At 62.1% G+C, this 17,990-nt stretch carries 20 protein-coding genes; 9 read left to right on the forward strand and 11 right to left on the reverse strand.

Annotated features, from left to right (window positions below):
- Positions 1–35: 35 nt before the first annotated feature.
- The 3 genes from BLJAPNOD_RS18510 to BLJAPNOD_RS18520 form a co-directional block, all read right to left on the reverse strand.
- Positions 36–2,369, reverse strand: coding sequence for an EAL domain-containing protein (locus BLJAPNOD_RS18510; protein ID WP_115420737.1), 2,334 nt, complete (start codon positions 2,367–2,369; stop codon positions 36–38).
- A gap of 168 nt (positions 2,370–2,537) precedes the next feature.
- Positions 2,538–3,914 carry a PepSY domain-containing protein gene (locus tag BLJAPNOD_RS18515; protein WP_115421357.1) on the reverse strand — a complete coding sequence of 459 codons (1,377 nt, stop codon included), beginning with the start codon at positions 3,912–3,914 and terminating at the stop codon, positions 2,538–2,540.
- A gap of 157 nt (positions 3,915–4,071) precedes the next feature.
- Positions 4,072–4,425 carry a hypothetical protein gene (locus tag BLJAPNOD_RS18520; RefSeq protein ID WP_147294558.1) on the reverse strand — a complete coding sequence of 118 codons (354 nt, stop codon included), beginning with the start codon at positions 4,423–4,425 and terminating at the stop codon, positions 4,072–4,074.
- A gap of 220 nt (positions 4,426–4,645) precedes the next feature.
- On the opposite strand from BLJAPNOD_RS18520, the gene BLJAPNOD_RS18525 reads away from it, so the two are divergent.
- Positions 4,646–5,305, forward strand: coding sequence for a glutathione S-transferase family protein (locus BLJAPNOD_RS18525; protein WP_115420739.1), 660 nt, complete (start codon positions 4,646–4,648; stop codon positions 5,303–5,305).
- 36 nt (positions 5,306–5,341) lie between these two features.
- Here BLJAPNOD_RS18525 and BLJAPNOD_RS18530 read toward each other — a convergent pair whose 3' ends face one another.
- Positions 5,342–6,283 (reverse strand): LysR substrate-binding domain-containing protein, encoded by a 942-nt coding sequence (locus tag BLJAPNOD_RS18530; protein ID WP_077504105.1) that lies wholly within the window; start codon positions 6,281–6,283, stop codon positions 5,342–5,344.
- 90 nt (positions 6,284–6,373) lie between these two features.
- On the opposite strand from BLJAPNOD_RS18530, the gene BLJAPNOD_RS18535 reads away from it, so the two are divergent.
- Complete coding sequence (locus BLJAPNOD_RS18535; RefSeq protein ID WP_115420740.1) at positions 6,374–6,583, forward strand: hypothetical protein; 210 nt, start codon at positions 6,374–6,376, stop codon at positions 6,581–6,583.
- Positions 6,580–6,966 (forward strand): MmcQ/YjbR family DNA-binding protein, encoded by a 387-nt coding sequence (locus BLJAPNOD_RS18540; RefSeq protein WP_115420741.1) that lies wholly within the window; start codon positions 6,580–6,582, stop codon positions 6,964–6,966. The genes BLJAPNOD_RS18535 and BLJAPNOD_RS18540 overlap by 4 nt, the downstream gene beginning before the upstream one ends.
- 133 nt (positions 6,967–7,099) lie before the next feature.
- Here BLJAPNOD_RS18540 and BLJAPNOD_RS18545 read toward each other — a convergent pair whose 3' ends face one another.
- On the reverse strand, positions 7,100–7,678 hold the full coding sequence (locus tag BLJAPNOD_RS18545; RefSeq protein ID WP_115420742.1) for a dihydrofolate reductase family protein: 579 nt from the start codon (positions 7,676–7,678) through the stop codon (positions 7,100–7,102).
- Positions 7,679–7,930: 252 nt separating this feature from the next.
- On the opposite strand from BLJAPNOD_RS18545, the gene BLJAPNOD_RS18550 reads away from it, so the two are divergent.
- Positions 7,931–8,788 (forward strand): bestrophin family protein, encoded by an 858-nt coding sequence (locus BLJAPNOD_RS18550; protein ID WP_115420743.1) that lies wholly within the window; start codon positions 7,931–7,933, stop codon positions 8,786–8,788.
- Between the two features lie 87 nt (positions 8,789–8,875).
- Here the strand turns inward: BLJAPNOD_RS18550 and BLJAPNOD_RS18555 are convergent, their stop codons facing one another.
- On the reverse strand, positions 8,876–9,496 hold the full coding sequence (locus tag BLJAPNOD_RS18555; RefSeq protein WP_115420744.1) for a glutathione S-transferase family protein: 621 nt from the start codon (positions 9,494–9,496) through the stop codon (positions 8,876–8,878).
- Between the two features lie 140 nt (positions 9,497–9,636).
- Here BLJAPNOD_RS18555 and BLJAPNOD_RS18560 point away from each other — a divergent pair, with 140 nt between their 5' ends.
- Positions 9,637–10,368 carry a DUF4198 domain-containing protein gene (locus tag BLJAPNOD_RS18560; protein WP_115420745.1) on the forward strand — a complete coding sequence of 244 codons (732 nt, stop codon included), beginning with the start codon at positions 9,637–9,639 and terminating at the stop codon, positions 10,366–10,368.
- Between the two features lie 119 nt (positions 10,369–10,487).
- Here the strand turns inward: BLJAPNOD_RS18560 and BLJAPNOD_RS18565 are convergent, their stop codons facing one another.
- Positions 10,488–10,859, reverse strand: coding sequence for a DUF4406 domain-containing protein (locus tag BLJAPNOD_RS18565; protein WP_115420746.1), 372 nt, complete (start codon positions 10,857–10,859; stop codon positions 10,488–10,490).
- Positions 10,860–10,954: 95 nt separating this feature from the next.
- On the opposite strand from BLJAPNOD_RS18565, the gene BLJAPNOD_RS18570 reads away from it, so the two are divergent.
- Positions 10,955–11,707, forward strand: a complete 753-nt coding sequence (locus BLJAPNOD_RS18570) for a DeoR/GlpR family DNA-binding transcription regulator (RefSeq protein WP_077504113.1) — start codon at positions 10,955–10,957, stop codon at positions 11,705–11,707.
- 79 nt (positions 11,708–11,786) lie between these two features.
- Here the strand turns inward: BLJAPNOD_RS18570 and BLJAPNOD_RS18575 are convergent, their stop codons facing one another.
- Positions 11,787–12,794 carry an asparaginase gene (locus BLJAPNOD_RS18575; protein ID WP_115420747.1) on the reverse strand — a complete coding sequence of 336 codons (1,008 nt, stop codon included), beginning with the start codon at positions 12,792–12,794 and terminating at the stop codon, positions 11,787–11,789.
- 72 nt (positions 12,795–12,866) lie between these two features.
- On the opposite strand from BLJAPNOD_RS18575, the gene BLJAPNOD_RS18580 reads away from it, so the two are divergent.
- Both BLJAPNOD_RS18580 and BLJAPNOD_RS18585 read left to right on the forward strand, forming a co-directional pair.
- A complete protein-coding gene (locus BLJAPNOD_RS18580) occupies positions 12,867–13,604 on the forward strand; it encodes a DUF3750 domain-containing protein (RefSeq protein WP_115420748.1) in 738 nt (245 codons plus the stop codon).
- Between the two features lie 95 nt (positions 13,605–13,699).
- Positions 13,700–14,179 (forward strand): NUDIX domain-containing protein, encoded by a 480-nt coding sequence (locus tag BLJAPNOD_RS18585; protein ID WP_115420749.1) that lies wholly within the window; start codon positions 13,700–13,702, stop codon positions 14,177–14,179.
- A 275-nt stretch (positions 14,180–14,454) separates the two neighbouring features.
- On the opposite strand, the gene BLJAPNOD_RS18590 is transcribed toward BLJAPNOD_RS18585, so the two are convergent.
- The 3 genes from BLJAPNOD_RS18590 to choX are packed head-to-tail and all read right to left on the reverse strand — an operon-like array spanning position 14,455 to position 17,280.
- Positions 14,455–15,456: an NAD(P)H-quinone oxidoreductase gene (locus BLJAPNOD_RS18590; protein ID WP_115420750.1), complete on the reverse strand. Its 1,002-nt coding sequence runs from the start codon at positions 15,454–15,456 to the stop codon at positions 14,455–14,457.
- A gap of 31 nt (positions 15,457–15,487) precedes the next feature.
- The gene (locus tag BLJAPNOD_RS18595; RefSeq protein ID WP_244610966.1) at positions 15,488–16,342 is read right to left on the reverse strand and encodes an alpha/beta hydrolase; all 855 of its coding nucleotides are present in this window, start codon (positions 16,340–16,342) and stop codon (positions 15,488–15,490) included.
- Positions 16,343–16,344: 2 nt separating this feature from the next.
- Positions 16,345–17,280, reverse strand: coding sequence for a choline ABC transporter substrate-binding protein (gene choX, locus BLJAPNOD_RS18600; protein WP_115421359.1), 936 nt, complete (start codon positions 17,278–17,280; stop codon positions 16,345–16,347).
- 102 nt (positions 17,281–17,382) lie between these two features.
- On the opposite strand from choX, the gene betI reads away from it, so the two are divergent.
- On the forward strand, positions 17,383–17,970 hold the full coding sequence (gene betI / locus BLJAPNOD_RS18605; RefSeq protein WP_115420751.1) for a transcriptional regulator BetI: 588 nt from the start codon (positions 17,383–17,385) through the stop codon (positions 17,968–17,970).
- Positions 17,971–17,990 lie beyond the last annotated feature (20 nt).

The raw sequence follows: 17,990 nt of genomic DNA on the forward strand, positions 1-17,990 counted from the left end.
TTCCGATGGCGTCACGGCATGTGCAACGGCGCGGATCAGAGAGCGTCGGCCGTCATGGCGGGCTGGCGAAGCAATGCCTCAAACTCCGCCGATGCCAGTGGGCGGCTGAAGAAATAGCCCTGGATCTCGTCGCAACCGCTGTGGCGCAAGAAGTCTACCTGCGCCTGGGTCTCGACCCCTTCGGCAATCACCCTGAGGCCGAGATTTTGCGCCAGCGATATGATCGCCGCAGTAATGGCCTTGTCATCGACATCGGCGGGGATGTCCTCGACGAAGGAACGATCGATCTTCAGACGACGCACGGGAAACCGCTTCAACGCACTGAGGCTTGAATATCCTGTGCCGAAATCGTCGATCGCCAGATGCACGCCGATTGCCTCAAGCTCGTGCATGGTCGCCAATGCACCCGGAACATCCTGCATGATCAGGCTCTCCGTCAGTTCCAATTCCAGGAACCGCGGATCGAGGCCGACCTCGGCGAGAACGGCGGCGACATGTGCCGCCCAGTTTCGCTCGCGGAACTGCCGTGCGGAAACGTTGACGCTGACGATCAGCAACGGCAGCCCGTCGTCATGCCAGGCTTTGCATTGACGGCAAGCGGCGCGCAGCACCCAATCGCCGATCGGCACGATCAGCCCGGTCTCCTCCGCCAGCGGAATGAAATCGCCTGGCGAAATCATGCCGCGCTCGGGATGCCGCCAGCGAAGCAGCGCTTCGGCGGCAAAGACCCGACCGGTCTCGAGATTTACCTGCGGCTGGAAATGCAGCAGAAACTCGTCCCGCGCGATCGCCTGGCGCAGCTCCGCTTGTTTCAGCAGTTTCTCATGGGCCTTGTCTGCCATCTCCTCGGTAAAGACCTGCAGGTTGTTGCGGCCGAGCTCCTTGGCTCGATACATCGCCATATCGGCGTTGGCGAGCAACTCGCCGACGGTCTTTCCCTGGTTGGGGAAGCAGGCAACGCCCATGCTGCAGGAGACCTGCAATCCGCGGCCATTGATCTGCATGGGAGCAGCGATTGCGGCCCTGATATCCTCAAGGCGTGCGAGCACGACATCCCGCTCGCAGGGCAGGCCATTCAGAAGAAGAATGAACTCGTCGCCACCGACACGCACCACCATGTCGGACTTGCGCACCGATGCACGCATACGCGTGGCCGTCACCTTGAGCAGTTCGTCGCCCGCCGCATGGCCCAGCGTGTCGTTGACGAGCTTGAAGTTGTCGAGGTCGAGGAAGGCAAGCACCGCCCACTGCCCCGTCCCGCGTAGCGCTTCAAGCGCTTCGGCAACCTGCTCTTCGAACAGCGCCCGGTTGGGCAATCCGGTCAGCGCGTCATGGTGAGCCATGAAGCTGATGCGGTCTTCAGCCTGCTTGCGCTCGATCGCAATGCCCGCCAGATGAGCGGCCATGGCGATCAGCTCCTTCTGCCGCTCGTCGGGAACGCACACGGCCTCGGAATAGAGGGCAAAGGTGCCGAGCACCTTTCGCTCGCGGGAATGGATCGGCGTCGACCAGCAGGCCCGGAATTCGTAGGGCCGGACGATCTCGCGGTAATCCTCCCACAGGGGATCGTCGAAGATATCGGCAACGATCACCTGTTCTCCGCGCCAGGCGGCCGTGCCGCAGGAACCGGCTTTCGGCCCGATCTCCACACCGTGGATCATGCCGCAATAGGCCTCGTCCAGGTTCGGTGCGGCTCCATGCAGCAAGCGGTGGCCATCGCTCGACAGCATGAGGATCGAACCTCGGATGCGCGGCACCAGAGCCTCGATCAACAGGATCAGTTCGCGGAAAAACTCGTCGAGCGGCCGACCATTGGCGATCATCTCCAGCAGATGCGCCTGCCCTTCAAGCAAGCGTTCTGCCGCTTTTCGGTCGGAGATGTCGCGCGACACGCCGACGATGCCGACGATCTTGCCGCTCTTGTTGCGCAACGGCACCTTGGAGGTCATCAGCCAGCGATCGCGGCCCTTGGTGACCATCGCACGCTCTTCGATCCCAAAGATCGGCTCGCCCGTTTCGATCACCCGGCGTTCCACCTCGGCGATGGCCATGGCCAAATGCTGCGGATGCAGATCGAAATCGGTCTTGCCGATGATGTCGCGAAGCGATTCCAAGCCGTTGTCGGCGACAGTCACCTGGTTGGCAATGAGGAAACGGCCGTCGGTATCCTTGGCGTAGATGTAATCCGGCACATGGTTGATGATGGTTTCCAGCCAATAGTGCCGGTCGGCAATATCGGGGTCGGCGGGAAAGATCCGGCCCATCTCTTCGGCCAGACGTGTGCTCGCGTCCATCAGACGGCGCGTATTCTCGTTGCCGCCCGCATTGAGGGCAGCATAACGCGGATTGCGGGAGGTGTTCTTCGCCAAGCAAGGCCTCCGGAAGCACAATGTCGAGATCGTCAGACTTTCCCCAAACCACGATAGGCGGCCAAAGGTTAGCCTTCCCTAAATAAGACAGGAAAAATCGTGCGGAGGTTGCATCTGGCACCCAGCATAGCCGGAAAGATGGGGCGACGCGAGCCGCCCCATGCCAAATCAGGACAGGACCCTGCGCATTGGCGCAAACAGCATCAGCGCCTGGTCCACAACGATCATCACGACGATCGCGACACCGGTCAGCGGAAAAGCGAGCCCGAACAGCAGCGCCATCAGCCACAATCCCGCGTAGATGCTACGGCGCGGCGGCATCGGCGGCACGCCAATGCGCCCGGCCGGGCGTCGTTTCCACCACATGACGACCGCCGAAACCGATACGAATACGATCGCAAGGCAGGTCGTGAGCATCAGCAGCTGGTTGAACAGCCCCCATTCCTGCCCCTTGTGGACGTTGATGCTCCACTCGATCGCCTTGCCAAGCGGCGGGTACTGGCCAAAGGCGATATCGACCAGCGGCTTGCCGGAGTATTGATCGATATGGATCGTGCGTTCGCGCGAAAGGTCGGCCGGAAAAATGGCTGCGGTGTACACGCCGGTCTCGTCGCCGGGAATGGCCAGTTCATAACCCGGCAGCATGCCGGCCTTATCGGCAATCGCCACGGCCCTGTCGATCCCGATGGAGGTGACAGAACCGCCATCCGTGGTCGACACGGGCACCGGCGCGTTTTCCACCAGCCACCCGGCCTTGGAGAGCACGTCGGTCGAAACCTTCGTCGAGGTCGGAACGTCATCCCAGAGCTGGGCGGGGTAACCGAGGCCGGCCGCCGTCAGCTTGCCATTGACCGTCGAGCCCCAGTAACCGGACCAGAGCAGCCCGGAGAAGGCAAGAAAGACGATCAAAAGCGCCGAGGCGATGCCCGTGACTGCATGCAAGTCGCGCCAGAACACCCGTCGCGCCGGCGTGCCCCGAACGGTGATCACGCCTCCGGTCTGCTGTCGCGGCCACCAGAGATAGATGCCTGTAAAGACGAGCAGGATTGCAAAGCCGGCGACGATCTCGATGATGATTTCGACCCTCTTGCCGAAGAAATCCAGGCTGTGCAGGTCCTCGACCACCCGGTTGAACTCCTCGCTCGGGGCGACCATGTCGAGAATGTCGGCGGTATAGGGATCGACATAGACCATCATCCGTCCGGCACCGACGCCCACCGTCACGCGCGCCGACCGGTCGGCGCCACCAGGCGTGCGATAGGCAACCGCCGCGCTGCCCGGCACCGCCTCGATAGCATTGGCAACGATTGCCGAGGGCTGAAGCGGCACCTCCCCCATCGGCACGATGTTGCGATAGGCAAACACCGTGTCATCGATCTCGTCGTTGAAAAGATAGAGCCCGCCAGTCACGGCAAGACTGATCATGAATGGAATGACCAGAAGGCCGGCGAAAAAGTGCCAGCGCCAGATGGCGCGATAGAGCGAAATGCCGCGCTCGGCGACATCAGGCAGTCGCGCGGTGCCGGGAAAAGATGCAGTCGTCATGGGTGTCCCCCAGGCAAGGGCCGGCATGAAGAGCCAGCGACTTGCCCCTTTGCTGATGTGTGGATGCGGTGGCTGAGCCGGATCCGGAAGCGACATGCCCACCGAGATACTCTTGGTGTCGGTGTCGCTGCCTGGCGTTCAACCCTTCAGGCGCAGATCAGGCCGGAGATTGAGGCGGCGCGCGCGGCCCCAGACCGGCCAGCAGGACCGGTCGGGCAAGCAGAAGCTCGGCTGCCTGCAAGGAGCGCGCAAGGATTTCGGGAGGGAGCCGGCGCTGGTACGCCTGCGGTGTCGGCAGGGCTACGGGTGCGGCGAGGCAGCAGGACTGGCAACCGTGACTTTTGCTACCGCCCTTGCCGTCCGGTTCGTCGTGCCCGGTCAGGCAGAGGTCAGGAAGCGAGCCATCGGGCAGAACATAGGCTGCCATCCCCGGTGCGACCGGCATGGCAGCGCCTGCAGGCGGCTGGATGAGGACGGAAACGACGAACATCAGCGCGCATAAAATGCGCACTGGCAGGTCCATCCTCATCCACGCTTGCCGCGATCGCGCCACTCAAGCCCCCAAATCGTTGCTGGGATTGCTAGAGCGCGATGGCTCGAAAGACAAGCGGCCAAGGCGCCGCACCGATCGTTTCATCAAAAGATTTCATGCGGGATATCAACGCCTACCGCTTCTTGTGCGCCCCATGTTTGCCTATGACGGGACAGACACGCGGAGGAGGAAACTGGACATGCTGACGATCTATGGCGTCTATCGCTCGCGCGCATCGCGCAATTACTGGATGGCGGGAGAGCTGGGCATTCCCTTCAAATCCGTTCCCGTGAAGCAGGCGTATCGGCTGGCCGATCCGCTGGCGCACGACGCGCCCATCAACACCAGATCGGCAAGCTTTCTCGCCATCAACCCGATGGGCCTGATCCCGGCGATAGAAGACGATGGTCTTGTTCTGACGGAATCCCTTGCCAACAACCTCTATCTCGCCCGCAAATATGGTGGGCCACTTGCACCAGCCGACATCCGCGAGGAAGGGCTGATGGGCAACTGGACGATGTGGGCGGCCACCGAAGTCGAGCCGCACGCCGTGCGCATCATTCTCACCTACGACGCCGGCACCGAGAATACCGATGAAGGCAAGGCCAAGGTCACGACGGCTGTTACCGCATTGGGCAAGGCCTTTGCCTTTCTCGAAAACCATCTTGAAGGCCGCGACCATATCGTCGGAGAGCGCTTCACCGTTGCCGACCTCAACCTGGCGGAGGTCTTCCGCTATGCCATGAGCCAGACGGAACTGTTCGACCGCCACCCCAAGGTCAAGGCGTGGCTTGGGCGTTGCCAGTCGCGCCCGGCTTTCAAGGCGATGATGGAGGTTCGGTCGACGGAAGCCGAATAGGCTTCCGACATCGAACATCGCAACCTTGAAACGGCACTACTCTCTCGGCGACGCGGGCTTGAAACTGGCGCGTGGCGCCTTGAGGTCGAGCAATCGCATGCCCTCTTCGACCTCGTCGCGCACCCAGCGCTTGAAGGCGGCCGTGGCCTTGCTCTCCCGCCTCGAAGGCGAGCTGACGAAATAGTGGCCGTAGCCGGTTCGGGCGCGAATGCCGAAGGGAACGACCAGGCTGCCCTCGGTTACCGCAAAGCCGGCAAGCGTCTGCCAGGCGAGCATCACGCCCTGGCCGGCGATGGCCGCATCGAGCACCAGCGAGGCCTCGTTGAAGGTGTGACGCACCCCCAGTTCGGCACCGGCAAGCCCGACCTCCCGCAACCAGACCTCCCAGGTGAACATCGAATGGCCGTCAATGACAGCAGGGATCTTTAGAATATCTGCAGGCTGACGCAGGTTCTCCGCCATCGCCGGCGAGCAAACCGGGAAGACTTCCTGCTCCAGCAACAATTCCGATTTGACCCCGGGCCAGCGCCCCTCACCGACGCGTATGCCGACATCGACATCGGACGTATCGAGGTTGACGAGCCGCGTGGTCGCATCGATGCGCAAGCGGATATCAGGATGCCGCTCGGCGAAACGGTTCAGCCGGTAGACCAGCCAGCGGGCGGCAAAGACCGGAGCAACGGAAATCGTCAACACCGACTCATCCCGCCGCCGCGCCGAGGCAACAGCCTCAGCGAGTTCGCCAAAAGCACTGCTCAGCCGCCCCAGGAACAATCGGCCGAAATCCGTCGCGACCAGCCCGCGCGACGTGCGCTCGAACAGGATGCGTCCGAGCTGCGCCTCGGTCTTGGCGATCTGCTGGCTGACCGCGCCCGGGGTCACGCCCAACTCCTCGGATGCGGCCGCCAGCGATCCAAGGCGCCCTGCCGCCTCGACCGCACGCAAGCCGTTCAGGTGAATGGCATTCAGTTCTCTCATATAGTTTTTCTAAACACGATCTTCGGCAATCTCAATTGAAATCACGGCTGGACAGGCAGATGCTTGGAAACATCGAAAGGATGGCCCGCCATGCTGAAGATTTTCTCCCTGCTGAAACCGACCCGATTTCCGACCGACCGCCGACAGGACGCCTTGCTCTTCTGGGAGCGAGACCCGTTGCAGCATCCCGACCTCGAACGAATGGACGGGCGCGAACTCGGCGATCTGCCTTTTCCCGGCTGGCCTTGGCCGAAGACTGCGGAGAGCAACTGTGATTGCATGCCGACAGGTGGTCGATGAGCCACCCACCCGCCGCCAACAAGGCCAACCCAGCCGCCGATCTCGACGGTCCGTTTACCCGCGTGGTGAAGCTGGCTGAGGTCGCCGGCCTGCCGGAGGTGTCGCTCGGCACCTCCTATGGCACGCCCGCGCTGCTGGTGAAGGACAAGAGTTTTGTGCGCATGAAGGACCCCGAAACCCTCGTGGTGATGTGCGCGCTCGAAGAAAAGGAAATGTTGCTCGAACTCGATCCCGGCCTGTTCTTCGAAACCGATCACTACAAGGGATGGCCGGCGATGCTGGTGCGCCTTGGGGCGATCGACGACGCCAGCCTGACCCAAAGGCTGATCGCCGCCTGGCGTGAGAAGGCGCCGCGCAAATTGTCAGCCGGCTTTCCGGCATAATACCAAGCGTTGATGCCAGGAACCTATAGGACAGGTTCGATCGGGTTTTCTGGTCCGGAGAGGTTGGCGAAGCGATGCTCACGCATCAATCAAGGATCTCCGCCGGGACTTCCAACCAGGGCGAGCGGACCGGTCACTTGCCGATGCTGTACACGAGACTGACCGTTCCGTCCGGGCGCGACTTCGCCTCGTTAAGCTGCAGACGATGCCGCTGCGCGACCGTTGCAAACAGTGCCTTGCCCTCACCCACCACAAGCGGATGGATCGTCAGGCGCAATTCGTCGATCGTGCCCCGGTCGAGCAGGCCGGACACCGTCTCCGCGCCACCGACGACATAGATCGTCTTGCCGGACCTGCGCCGCAGGGCATCGATCTCGCTCAAGTCGCGCAGCACCGTCGTGTTCGCCCAGCGTACGCCGTCGAGCGTGCTAGACAGCACATAGTGCGGCGTATTCAGGGCAAAATCGGCATACTCGATCTCCTCTGAAGTCGGGAGGTTGCCGGTCAGTTCGAGCGGGCTGTGCGGATCGGCCTTGATCGCGCTCCAATATTGCTCATAGCTCGAATACATGCCGCTGCCGAGCACGCAGGCATCAATTTCGGGCAACAGATCAAACGTATCCGACCAGGATTCCACCCAGTCTGCATAGCCAGAGGGACCATCGATCATGCCATCGATGGTCATTTGCATGCCGGCAACAACCTTGCGCATTTCGCTCTCCTCTTCGGTCCTCTCATCAAGGACGGGTGGAGCGGCTGGATGCCGACATTGTGCTTGAAATTTGTCAGGGACCTGCGCAGCAGCTCACAGGACGATGAGGAAGGACGCGACGGGCAATCACTTGTTTGCACCGTGAAGCATTGGCAAGAAGCAGTCCCGGGGACAGAACGGCATCGCGCTCCCTTCCAATTTTCGCCTCCCGGCTATACCGATGCTCAATCCTTGCCGCACAGGTGCCCATCAATGATCGTTCGCGACCGTCCCAGCCTTCTCAAGCTCTTCTTCATCCTGCGCGGTTCGGTCATCCAGCGGATCTTCCCGCAGGTGCTGTTCGTCTTTGCGTTGTCGGCAGGCGTCGTGTGGTCGCACCAGGCCTTTCCGGCGATGGTGCCGAGCGTCAACAGCGGACCGTTCGCGCTGCTCGGCATCGCCCTTTCGGTGTTTCTCGGCTTTCGAAACAATGCCTGCTACGACCGCTGGTGGGAGGCCCGCAAGGATTGGGGGCAGCTGATTTTCGTCTCCCGCGATCTTGCCCGTCAGACGCTAATCCTCGATGCAAGTGGAGGAAATGGCGAAGACAGCGCCCGCGCGCGTCTGCTCAATCTGGCGATTGCCTTTGCGCAGACGCTGGTCTGCCACCTGCGATCGGGCAGCAAGCCCGACAAGGCGCTGAAAAGAGTGCCGGACGATCTGCTACCGGCCTACAAGGCAAGCCGGAACGCTCCCGATCTGCTGCTGCGCGAAATGGGCGCCATTCTTGCCAAGCTGCGCGCCACCGACAGGATCAGCGATATTCAGTTGATGATGCTGGATGGCACGGTCGGGCGGATGTCGGCGGTGCTTGCCGCCTGCGAGCGCATTCGCAACACGCCCGTCCCCTTCGGCTACACGCTGCTTCTCCACCGCACCGCCTATCTGTTCTGCTTCCTGCTGCCCTTCGGTTTTGCCGATGCGCTTGGATGGGCGACGCCGTTCGGCACGCTGCCGAACGACCTGCCGATCGTGGCGCTTGCCGACACGATCGAGATCAATCTGCGCGAGGCGCTTGGAGAAACCGACCTGCCCCAACTGCCGAAACCGAAGGATTACATGCTGATGTAGCCACGCGGTCCAGACTGCCGGTGCGGCCGGAGCGATCCCGGCCGGCGGCTGACCTGCCTTTGAAAAGGGCTGCAGCAGGCTCCGGGCTTATCCCTTCAAAACCGCGAGAACCCGGGCGACGGCCGGCCGTTGCGTCATGCGGTTGCGGTGATCGAGGATTTTCGGGAACCGCGCCGGGTCGACGCCATCCGGCTCGAGCCAGCCGGCGATGGTGAAGAGGTAGGGGTCGGCGATCGAGTAGGTCTCGCCGGTGACGAAGGGGCCGGCGAGCATGGTGCTCTCGATCAGCTGGAAGCAATCCGTCATGTTCGCGGCAACCTTGGCTCTCATCGCCTCGTGTGCGGCCGCGTCGTCAGCCCAGCGCGAGCCGCGCCGGCCATGGGCATGGGCGACATGCACGGTCGAGCAGAGGTAGCTCAGGAACGACTGGATCCGCGCAAATTCGAAGGCATCGTCAAGCGGCGCGAGCTTCGCCTGTGGAACGCTCTGGGCAATGTAGGTGAGGATTGCCGGGGTCTCGGTGATCGTGCCGCGATCGGTGACGAGTGCGGGGACACGTCCCTTCGGATTGACCGCGAGGTAATCGGGCTTGGTCTGTTCCGCCTTGGAAAAATCGACCGTCACGGCCGTGTAGTCGATGCCGGTCTCTTCCAGCGCGATGTGCGAGGCCAGTGAGCAGGTTCCCGGGGTGTAGAACAATTTCAGCACGTTACTCTCCTTGCTGATCCAAGGCGGCCCTGGCGCCGTCTTTCGGGCCGCAGAAGAAATTAAGTCGCCTCGGTTGACAAGCCAAACCCGACTTCAATACAACGTGAACGTAACGTTATAACATATTTTCGGAGTTTCTCATGAAAGCCTTCATCTCCTCCCTGCTCGCCGCCAGTCTTCTGACGGCCGTAGCCACGCCGGCATTTGCGCATGGCGCCTGGATCGGCGAGCGCTGGGGCGACCTTGCCGTGATCTACGGCCACGGCCCCGCCGACGAAGCCTATGATCCGGCAAAGGTGAAATCCGTTTCGGCGCTTGGTGAAGACGGCAAGGCACTGCCGGTGACCATTGAGGCAGCCGGAACCCACGCGCTCTTAAAGCTCGACGGCGAACCGGCCCTGCTCGCGCTCGAATTCGACAACGGTTACTGGAGCGAAGGTGCCGACGGCAAATGGGTCAACAAGCCGAAAAGCGAAGTTCCCGGCGCCAAGCAGGCGAGCCACTCGGTGAAATACAGCATCGCGCTTGTGCATGTGCATGGCGACATGCCGGCATTCCCGGCCCAACCCCTGCAGATCGTGCCGCTGGACAATCCGATCGGGCTGAAGCCGGGCGAAAAATTTCGCGTCCGTCTGCTGCTTGACGGCAAGCCGCTCGAAGGCAAGGAAATCACCATCGATTACGCCGGACTGCCAGAGCTCGTTTCCGAAAAAACGGACGCGAAAGGTGAAGCCGAAGTGACGTTGCGCAATGCCGGCGTCAACATTCTTGCCGTCAGCCACGCCATTCCGCTCGACGGCGACACTGCCGCCGACAAGAAGGGCCTGACGGCAACGCTGACCTTCGTCGCCGAGCCGCATATTCACGAATAGGCACGCCTTTCCGCACAGCGGAACGTGCGTTGCCAAGCGGCGCAGAGGCGCGCTCGCGACTTGCGTCGCGGCAATCGGCGGCCCCGGTGGAACATCCAACCCACCGGGGCCGTCTTCACTCAAGCGACCCGCGCTTCACTGCAACCGGGCACATCTTCGAGGTTGAAGTAGACGGGAATGCCGCGCTCGCGGGCGATGCGGACATCGTTGTCGGCGCCCTTGCTGTCGCCCGGCAGGCGCAGCACGGCATCACAAAGCGCCAGCAGCCGTCCAGCGACGGGATGGAAGATCTCCTCGTAAAGCGCGTCGCCGATCCTGGCACCACCAGCGGCATGCCAGACCGGCAGCGCCACCCACTCCCCGATCATTGGCACGTGGCCGGCGTTGAACAGAGCGTAGGACGGCTCCTCCAGTCGCTTCAGATTTTCCGCCATCTTGGCCGGATCGTCGCCCGTGCCCGAGCGATAGGGCCCCGCAATCAGGATCAGCATGATTTTTCTCCATATATTTGCACGTTATATCCAGATAATTCTGGAATACTCACGATATTTCGTGCAATATCGTGAAGAGTCAAGGAGCGAAATGAATGCTGACCACACAGAGACGGGCGCTGATTTCGGCGCGGCTGAACCGCGACGGCGAGCTTGTCGCCAAGCGTCTCGCGGACGAGTTGCAGCTTTCCGAAGACACGATCCGCCGCGACCTCCGGGAGATGGCGGCCGAAGGGCTGCTGCAGCGGGTGCACGGCGGCGCGTTGCCGCTGGTACCGACCCTGCCGGATTTTGCCGCGCGCCAGGAGATTGCCGGCGACGTCAAGCGCCGGCTCGGCCGCAAGGCGGCCGGACTTGTGTCTGCGGGGCAAACGGTCTTTCTCGACGGCGGCACCAGCAACGCCGAAATCGCCCGAGCGCTGCCGCGCGAAATGCGGCTGACGATCGTCACGCACAGCCCGACGATCGCAGCCGAGCTCGAACGGCATGATGCGGATGTGATCCTGATCGGCGGACGAATTTACAAACACTCGATGGTGGCGACCGGTGCCGCCACAGTGGCGGCGATTGCTGCCATTCGCATCGACACCTTCTTCCTGGGCGTCACCGCGATCCATCCGGTTCATGGGTTTTCGACCGGCGACTACGAGGAGGCGGCCGTCAAGCGCGCGATCCTCGCCCAGGCGGCGGAGACGTTCGTTATCGCCACAACCGAAAAATTCGGCGCGGCATCGCCACATCACGTCGCCAACGTGGAGGACATTGCCGGGCTGATCTTACCGGAAGATATGAATGAAGCTGCCTTCAAGCCCTATCGCGACAAGGGCGTGACGCTGCTGCCCGCCTGAGGGCGGAATAGCTAGCCGGCGCGAAAGCAGTGCGAAGGACGCGCGACCGAGGTTCCGGTCAGCGCATCCTTCCGATCGATCATGCTGCGAAAGCGTCCGTCACCCTGACGTCGCCGACCGGGATGCCGTTCCAGTTCTTCATGGTGTGGCTGGCCTGCGCCATCAGCGCCGCGTGCACGTCGGGCTCATCGCGGAAGAAACGGGCCAGCGTGGCAGTGACCATCACCTCGGCCGCGCGGGTAGCGCCATCCTCGCATTTGACGGCAATGGCGATGCCCTGTTCCGGAATCGCCGCGCAGAACACGCCTTCGGCACCGGTCTTGGCAAAGATCCGGCCGGGCGCCGTTTCCATCAGCCGCGTGCAGCCGCGCTTGGTGCCGGCGACGTAGAAGGGTTCGGCCATGCAGGCCTCGATCAGCCGCTTCGACGCGCGGGCACGCTCGGGCGCAAGACCGACGCCGGTCGCCATCTTGGCGAAACCGTGCGCAAGGCCCTTCAGCGGCACGGCATAGGTCGGGATCGAACAACCGTCGACGCCGCAATTGTCGTGGCCGAGGACAGCGCCCGTAAGGCTCTCCATCGCGCCACGGATTTCCTGCTGCAGCGGATGGTCATAGCCGACATAGCCCTTCACCTCGGTGCCGGAATGGCAGCAGGCGCAGATGAAGCCGGAGTGCTTGCCGGAGCAATTGTTGTGAAGCGCGCTCGGTGCCTCCATCGACCTTGCCTGACCGATCAGCGTCTTCTGGTCGGACGACCAATGGGCGCCGCATTCGAGCGCGGAGACGTCGCGGCCGGCAGCGGCCAGCATCTTCGTGGCGAGTGCTACATGCTCCGGCTCGCCCGAATGGGAGGAGCAGGCAAGCGCCAGCTCCTTGTTGCCGAAGCCGTAAGCATCGGCAGCACCGCTTTCCATCAGCGGCAGCGCCTGCATCGCCTTGCAGGCCGACCGCGGGAACACACCGCTGTCGGTATCACCAAGAGAAAAGATCGTGCGGCCGTCACCGTCGACGGCAATAACCAGGCCTCGGTGGCGGCTTTCGACCAGATTGCCGCGCGTGACTTCGACGAGAACGGGATTCGACATGCCTTGCCCTCAAATTTCCTAGATTGGTGCATGCATTTAGCAGGAATCGAACAACAGGAAACCGGGGCTTTCATGAAATTCATCCGCAGGCTCGTTGCCGCCTTTCTGGTCATCTACCTCCTGCCGGCGCTCGCCTCGGCCGGATGGTGGTACATGAAGGAGCGTCCGCAGAGCTGGCGCGACGCAGATTGGTCGTCGGCGGGCATCCTGCCGAAACCGGCGCAAAGCCCGGATGCCGCCGTTTACATCTTCTCCGCCACGACGGGCGGCATGAAGGGCGCCGTCGCCAGCCACGCCTGGATCGTCACCAAGGAACAGGGTGCTGCAGCCTACAACCGCTACGACAAGGTCGGCTGGGGAAAGCCGATCCGTAGGAACGCCTATCCGGCGGATGCCCGCTGGTACTCGAACGAGCCGCGGCCGGTTGCGACCGTAAGCGGTGCTGAAGCAAGCAGACTAATCCCGAAGATCGAAGCGGCGATCGCGGCCTACCCCTATTCCACGGCCGGCGGCTACCGGATCTGGCCAGGGCCGAACTCCAACACCTTCGTTGCCCATGTGCTGCGCTCGGTGCCGGAACTCGATGCGGTGCTGCCGCCGGACGCCGTCGGGCGTGACTATCTGCCGGAGGGAAAACTGTTCCAGATCGACGCCGACGGGCGCGACCTGCATGCGACGCTCTATGGCCTCGCCGGCATTTCGGCAGGGGTGCGCAGCGGCCTGGAACTGCATTTCTTCGGCCTCGTCGCCGGATTTGACATTGCCAACCCCGGCATCAAGATCCCGGCACTCGGACGTTTCGGCATCTGACGGCATTCATTCCCCGGAAAACCAGACCGGAAAGCAATTGATGAGCAGGATCAGAAACTGCATGGTCCCGCCGCCATTGCGACAAGGACATCCCCATGCATGAAATTCCGATCCGAAGCTTCGCCGTCTCCGTTGTGATCCTGCGCGAGACCGGTGGCACGCACGAGGTTCTTCTCCTGCGCCGCAACGGTTCGCTTGAAGGAGAATGGTGCCAGATCGCCGGCGCGATCGAGGCCGGTGAAACCGCGTGGCAGGCGGCGCTGCGTGAGGTGGAGGAGGAAACCGGGTTGCGGCCAAGCCGCTTCTACTCCGCCGATATCTGCGAACAGTTCTATGAAGCCGACCGCGATGGCGTCAGCCTGCTGCCCGTTTTCGTCGGCTACGTGCCTTCGGCCGCGACGGTGACGCTCAATGCGGAACATAGCGAATTCAAATGGCTGTCTTTCGATGACGCCGTTCGCATGGTGCCTTTTGCCGGGCAGCGGAAGGTTCTGAGACATATTCAACAGGTGTTCGTCGACAGCGAACCGAGTGCCTGGTTGCTGATCCGAGAGACGGCAGCCGTCAACGACTGAGCGCCGAACGATCGGAAATGCAGTGAGGTAAAAATGGAAAAGGGCCGCGCGAGGCGACCCTTTCCATGAGTTTTGGCCAAGTGGCTGGCCCGGGTTTGGGACCCGAAGGAAGGCGGGAATCAGGTCGAAGGTTGCCTCGACGTATTCACCTCTCCCATGCCTGTCACGACGACCGAAATCTCATTAGACATTGGATCACCTTCCTTTCTGTTCGTTACCGATCATTCGAAGGTAGGTGATTTTCCCGGGATTGCAAGATCGACGAAGGTCGTAAATCAGCTCATCGTCATGACGATCTTGCCGATGTGGTCGCCCTCTTCCATCATCCGGTGTCCGTCTGCCACTCGTTCGAACGGCAGCACCGCGTGGATGACCGGCGCCACTTTGCCCGCCTCGAGCAAAGGCCAGGCCGTTGAAAGCAGACCGTCGCGGATTGCCTGTTTCTCCGACGCCGTGCGCGGGCGCAGTGCCGAGCCCATGACATGCAGGCGCTTGGTCAGGATCGGGGCGATATTGGCAGCCTCGACCTTGGCGCCGCCAAGAAAGGCGATGATCGAAAGCCGCCCGTCCTTGGCCAGCGACCCGATATTGCGGTCAAAGTAGCGGCCGCCGACCATGTCGAGGATGACGTCGACGCCGCGACCGTCGGTTTCCTCAAGCACCACCGCCTTGAAGTCCTCGTCGCGATATTTGATCGCGCGCTTCGCGCCGAGCGCCTCACAGGCCTGGCACTTGTCAACGCTGCCGGCGGTGACGAAGACCTCTGCGCCCAGGGCTTTTGCCAGCTGGATCGCCGTGGTGCCGATGCCGCTTGAGCCGCCATGGATGAGGATGGTCTCTCCGGCTTTCAGCCCCGCCATATCGAAGACATTGGCCCAAACGGTAAAGAACGTCTCCGGCAATGCCGCCGCTTTCACCGCATCAAAACCTTTCGGCCAGGCAAGCGCCTGCGTCGCCGGCACTGCCGCATATTCGGCGTAGCCGCCGCCATTGGCGAGCGCGCAGACCTTGTCGCCGATGGAAAAACCTTGTGCGCCCTCACCGAGGGCTACCACTTCGCCGGCGACCTCCAGGCCGAGAATGGGGCTTGCACCGGGCGGCGGCGGGTAGTCGCCCTTACGCTGGAGAACATCGGGCCGATTGATGCCCGCGGCCTCGACGCGCACAAGAATATCGCCCGGCTTGAGCGTCGGCAGCGGTCCCGTCTTGAGCTGCATATTCTCCGGACCACCGGGGGACGGAAGATCGACGAACGTCATTTCAGACGGAATCGGCATGGCGCAACCTTTCAAGTTTCACGCGCCATACCTAGCGCCGCCCATGCGTTGCGGAAAGGTCCGATGTCGATCCGGGCTGGCTGACCTCCTCGCCGAGAAACGAAAGCATCAGCGCTGCGACATCGGCGGGGCTCTCCCAATGCGGGTTGTGGCCATGACCGTCGAGCGTGATCGAGCGCACGGAGGCGAAGGTCTCGGCAAGAACTCGCCGATGCCCGATATCAAAAAGCGGATCCTGTGCTCCGGCGATGCACAGCACCGGCGCCCTGACCTGAGCCGCACGCGATCTGAGGTCCGTCACCGCAAGCGCATCCAGGAGTGTTCGCCAAGTCGTCACCGGCATCACCGCGGCTTCGCGGCGCAGATGTCCCAGGAACGCCGTGTCGACCGGCCGGCTGCAGGCATGCCAGCGGTCGAAGAACGCGTCATCGGGACCAAGCGGATCTTTGAGCCCGCGTATTGCCCAGGCAACATCCGTCCTTGGACCGAAGTCTGGCTTGAGGCTTCCCGAGAGCAGGACCAATGCGCGCACCGCCTGCCGGCGACGCGCGGCAATCTCGATCGCGATCATCGCGCCCATGGAATGGCCGACAAGCACAAACTCGTGAATGGCCAGTCGATCGACCAGACGATCGACATCGTCGGCGAGGTCGGCAACCGACAGCCCTTCCCCGGGCATCGAACCGCCATGCCCGGCAAGATCCGGAATGATCAGGCGATATCCGCTCAAGGATGGAGCGATCAGGGAAAAACTGCGGCTGGTATCGGAATAGCCGTGCAACAGCAGGAGTGCCGGCCCCTGCCCGCCATCGACATAGGCGAATTGCCGGCCTCCGGGCAGTTCTATCCGCCGCTTGGCCGCCGCCCACGACTGCTGATCGATCACCGTCAAAGACCGAGCGCGGATTTGACCGCGGCAAGCCCCGGCTGCCCGTCATAGGTCGTCACGCCAGCGAGCCATGTTTCAAGACGTTGCGGTTCTTGCCTGATCGACTTGACCCCTGCTTCGTCGGGTGACAGGCCGTCATTCATCAGGTAGCCCATGCCGCGGTTCTCGAAATCGACATCGAAAACGAGGTTGTTCAGCAGCCTTGCGACATTCGGGCACTCCTGCAGATATCCCTTGCGGACCTGGGTGGTCACCGTCGCGGCGCCGAAATTCGGCCCGTAGAACTTGTCGCCACCCGTCAGGTACTTCACCGAGAACACGGTGTTCATCGGATGCGGCGCCCAGCCTTGGAACACGATGAAGGCCTTGTCGCGAACCTTGCGCGTCACCTCGGACAGCATGCCCTGCTCGCTGGACTCGACCACTTCCCAGTCTGCCAGACCAAGATCCGGATCCTTGATTGCATCGAGCATCAACTGATTGGAACCCGGCTCGATGCCATACATCTTGTTCTCGAATTTGTCGGCGAAGGTTTTCAGATTGGAGAAATCCTTGACGCCCGCGTCCCAGACGTAGTCGGGAACGGCAAAGGTATATTTCGCACCTTCGAGGTTGGTTCGGACCATCTCGACCGAACCGTCCTCCCGGTAAGGCTTGTAGTAGGCGACCATCGCTGGGTCCCAGTAGCCGAGAAAGACGTCGAGGTCCTTGCTGCGCAGGCTCGTATAGATGACGTCGATGCCGAGAAGCTTGCTTTCCGGCTCATATCCAAGCGCCTTCAGCAAGCTCAGCCCGACTCCGGTCGTAAAGGCCAGATCGTTCCAGCCCGGCTCCGCCAACCGCACGCTTTTGCATGCCTGCGGATCGCCCGCAAAGGCGGAACTCGTGGCGGTCAACAGAGCGGCGGCAGATATCAGGCTCTTCAAATACAGCATCGCGATCCCCAAATTGTCCATTCGGACTTTAAATTGACCCATGGGTCAACAATTGATCTTCTTGGAAAGTTTGTCAATGTGAGAATCGATGGGGGAAGACGCATGCGATTGACGAAGATCAGTGAGATCAGGCGCCGCGAGTTGCGGCGAGCGGCCTTCGAGGTCTTGCAGAAAGAGGGAATGGCCGGCGCGACCCTGGAAAAGGTGGCGACACATGCCGGCGCCTCCAAGGGCATAGTGCTGCATTATTTTGCCAATAAGCAGGAGCTGTTCGAGCATGCCATGCGCGAGGCGAATGCTTCGTTGAAGGAAGCGGTGGTCGAGAGGCTGCATCGCGCACGCACGCCGCTTGAGCGGCTGGACGCGATCATCGAGGCCAATTTCGAGGAGCGCTTCTTCCAGCCTTCCGTCTGCCATGCCTGGCTGTCGCTTTGCGCCGAGGTGCCGCGCGAACCGCAACTGGCGCGGATTCAGACGATCATTCACGCAAGGATGCGGTCGAACCTACTGTCGGCTCTGACGCACATCCTGCCTGCGAGCGAATGCGAAGATGTGGCGCTTGCGATTACGTCGTTGATCGACGGGTTGTGGCTGAGGCTCGGGCTGCAGTCGGGAGGACTGACGCGCGACATGGCGCTGGCGCAGATGCGCGACTACCTCGTCCACCGCCTGCCGAAAACCCCAAAGTAAATGGACGCGACGGCACTGAC

It is taken from the genome of Ensifer sp. M14 (assembly GCF_003355565.1).
GTDB lineage: Bacteria > Pseudomonadota > Alphaproteobacteria > Rhizobiales > Rhizobiaceae > Ensifer.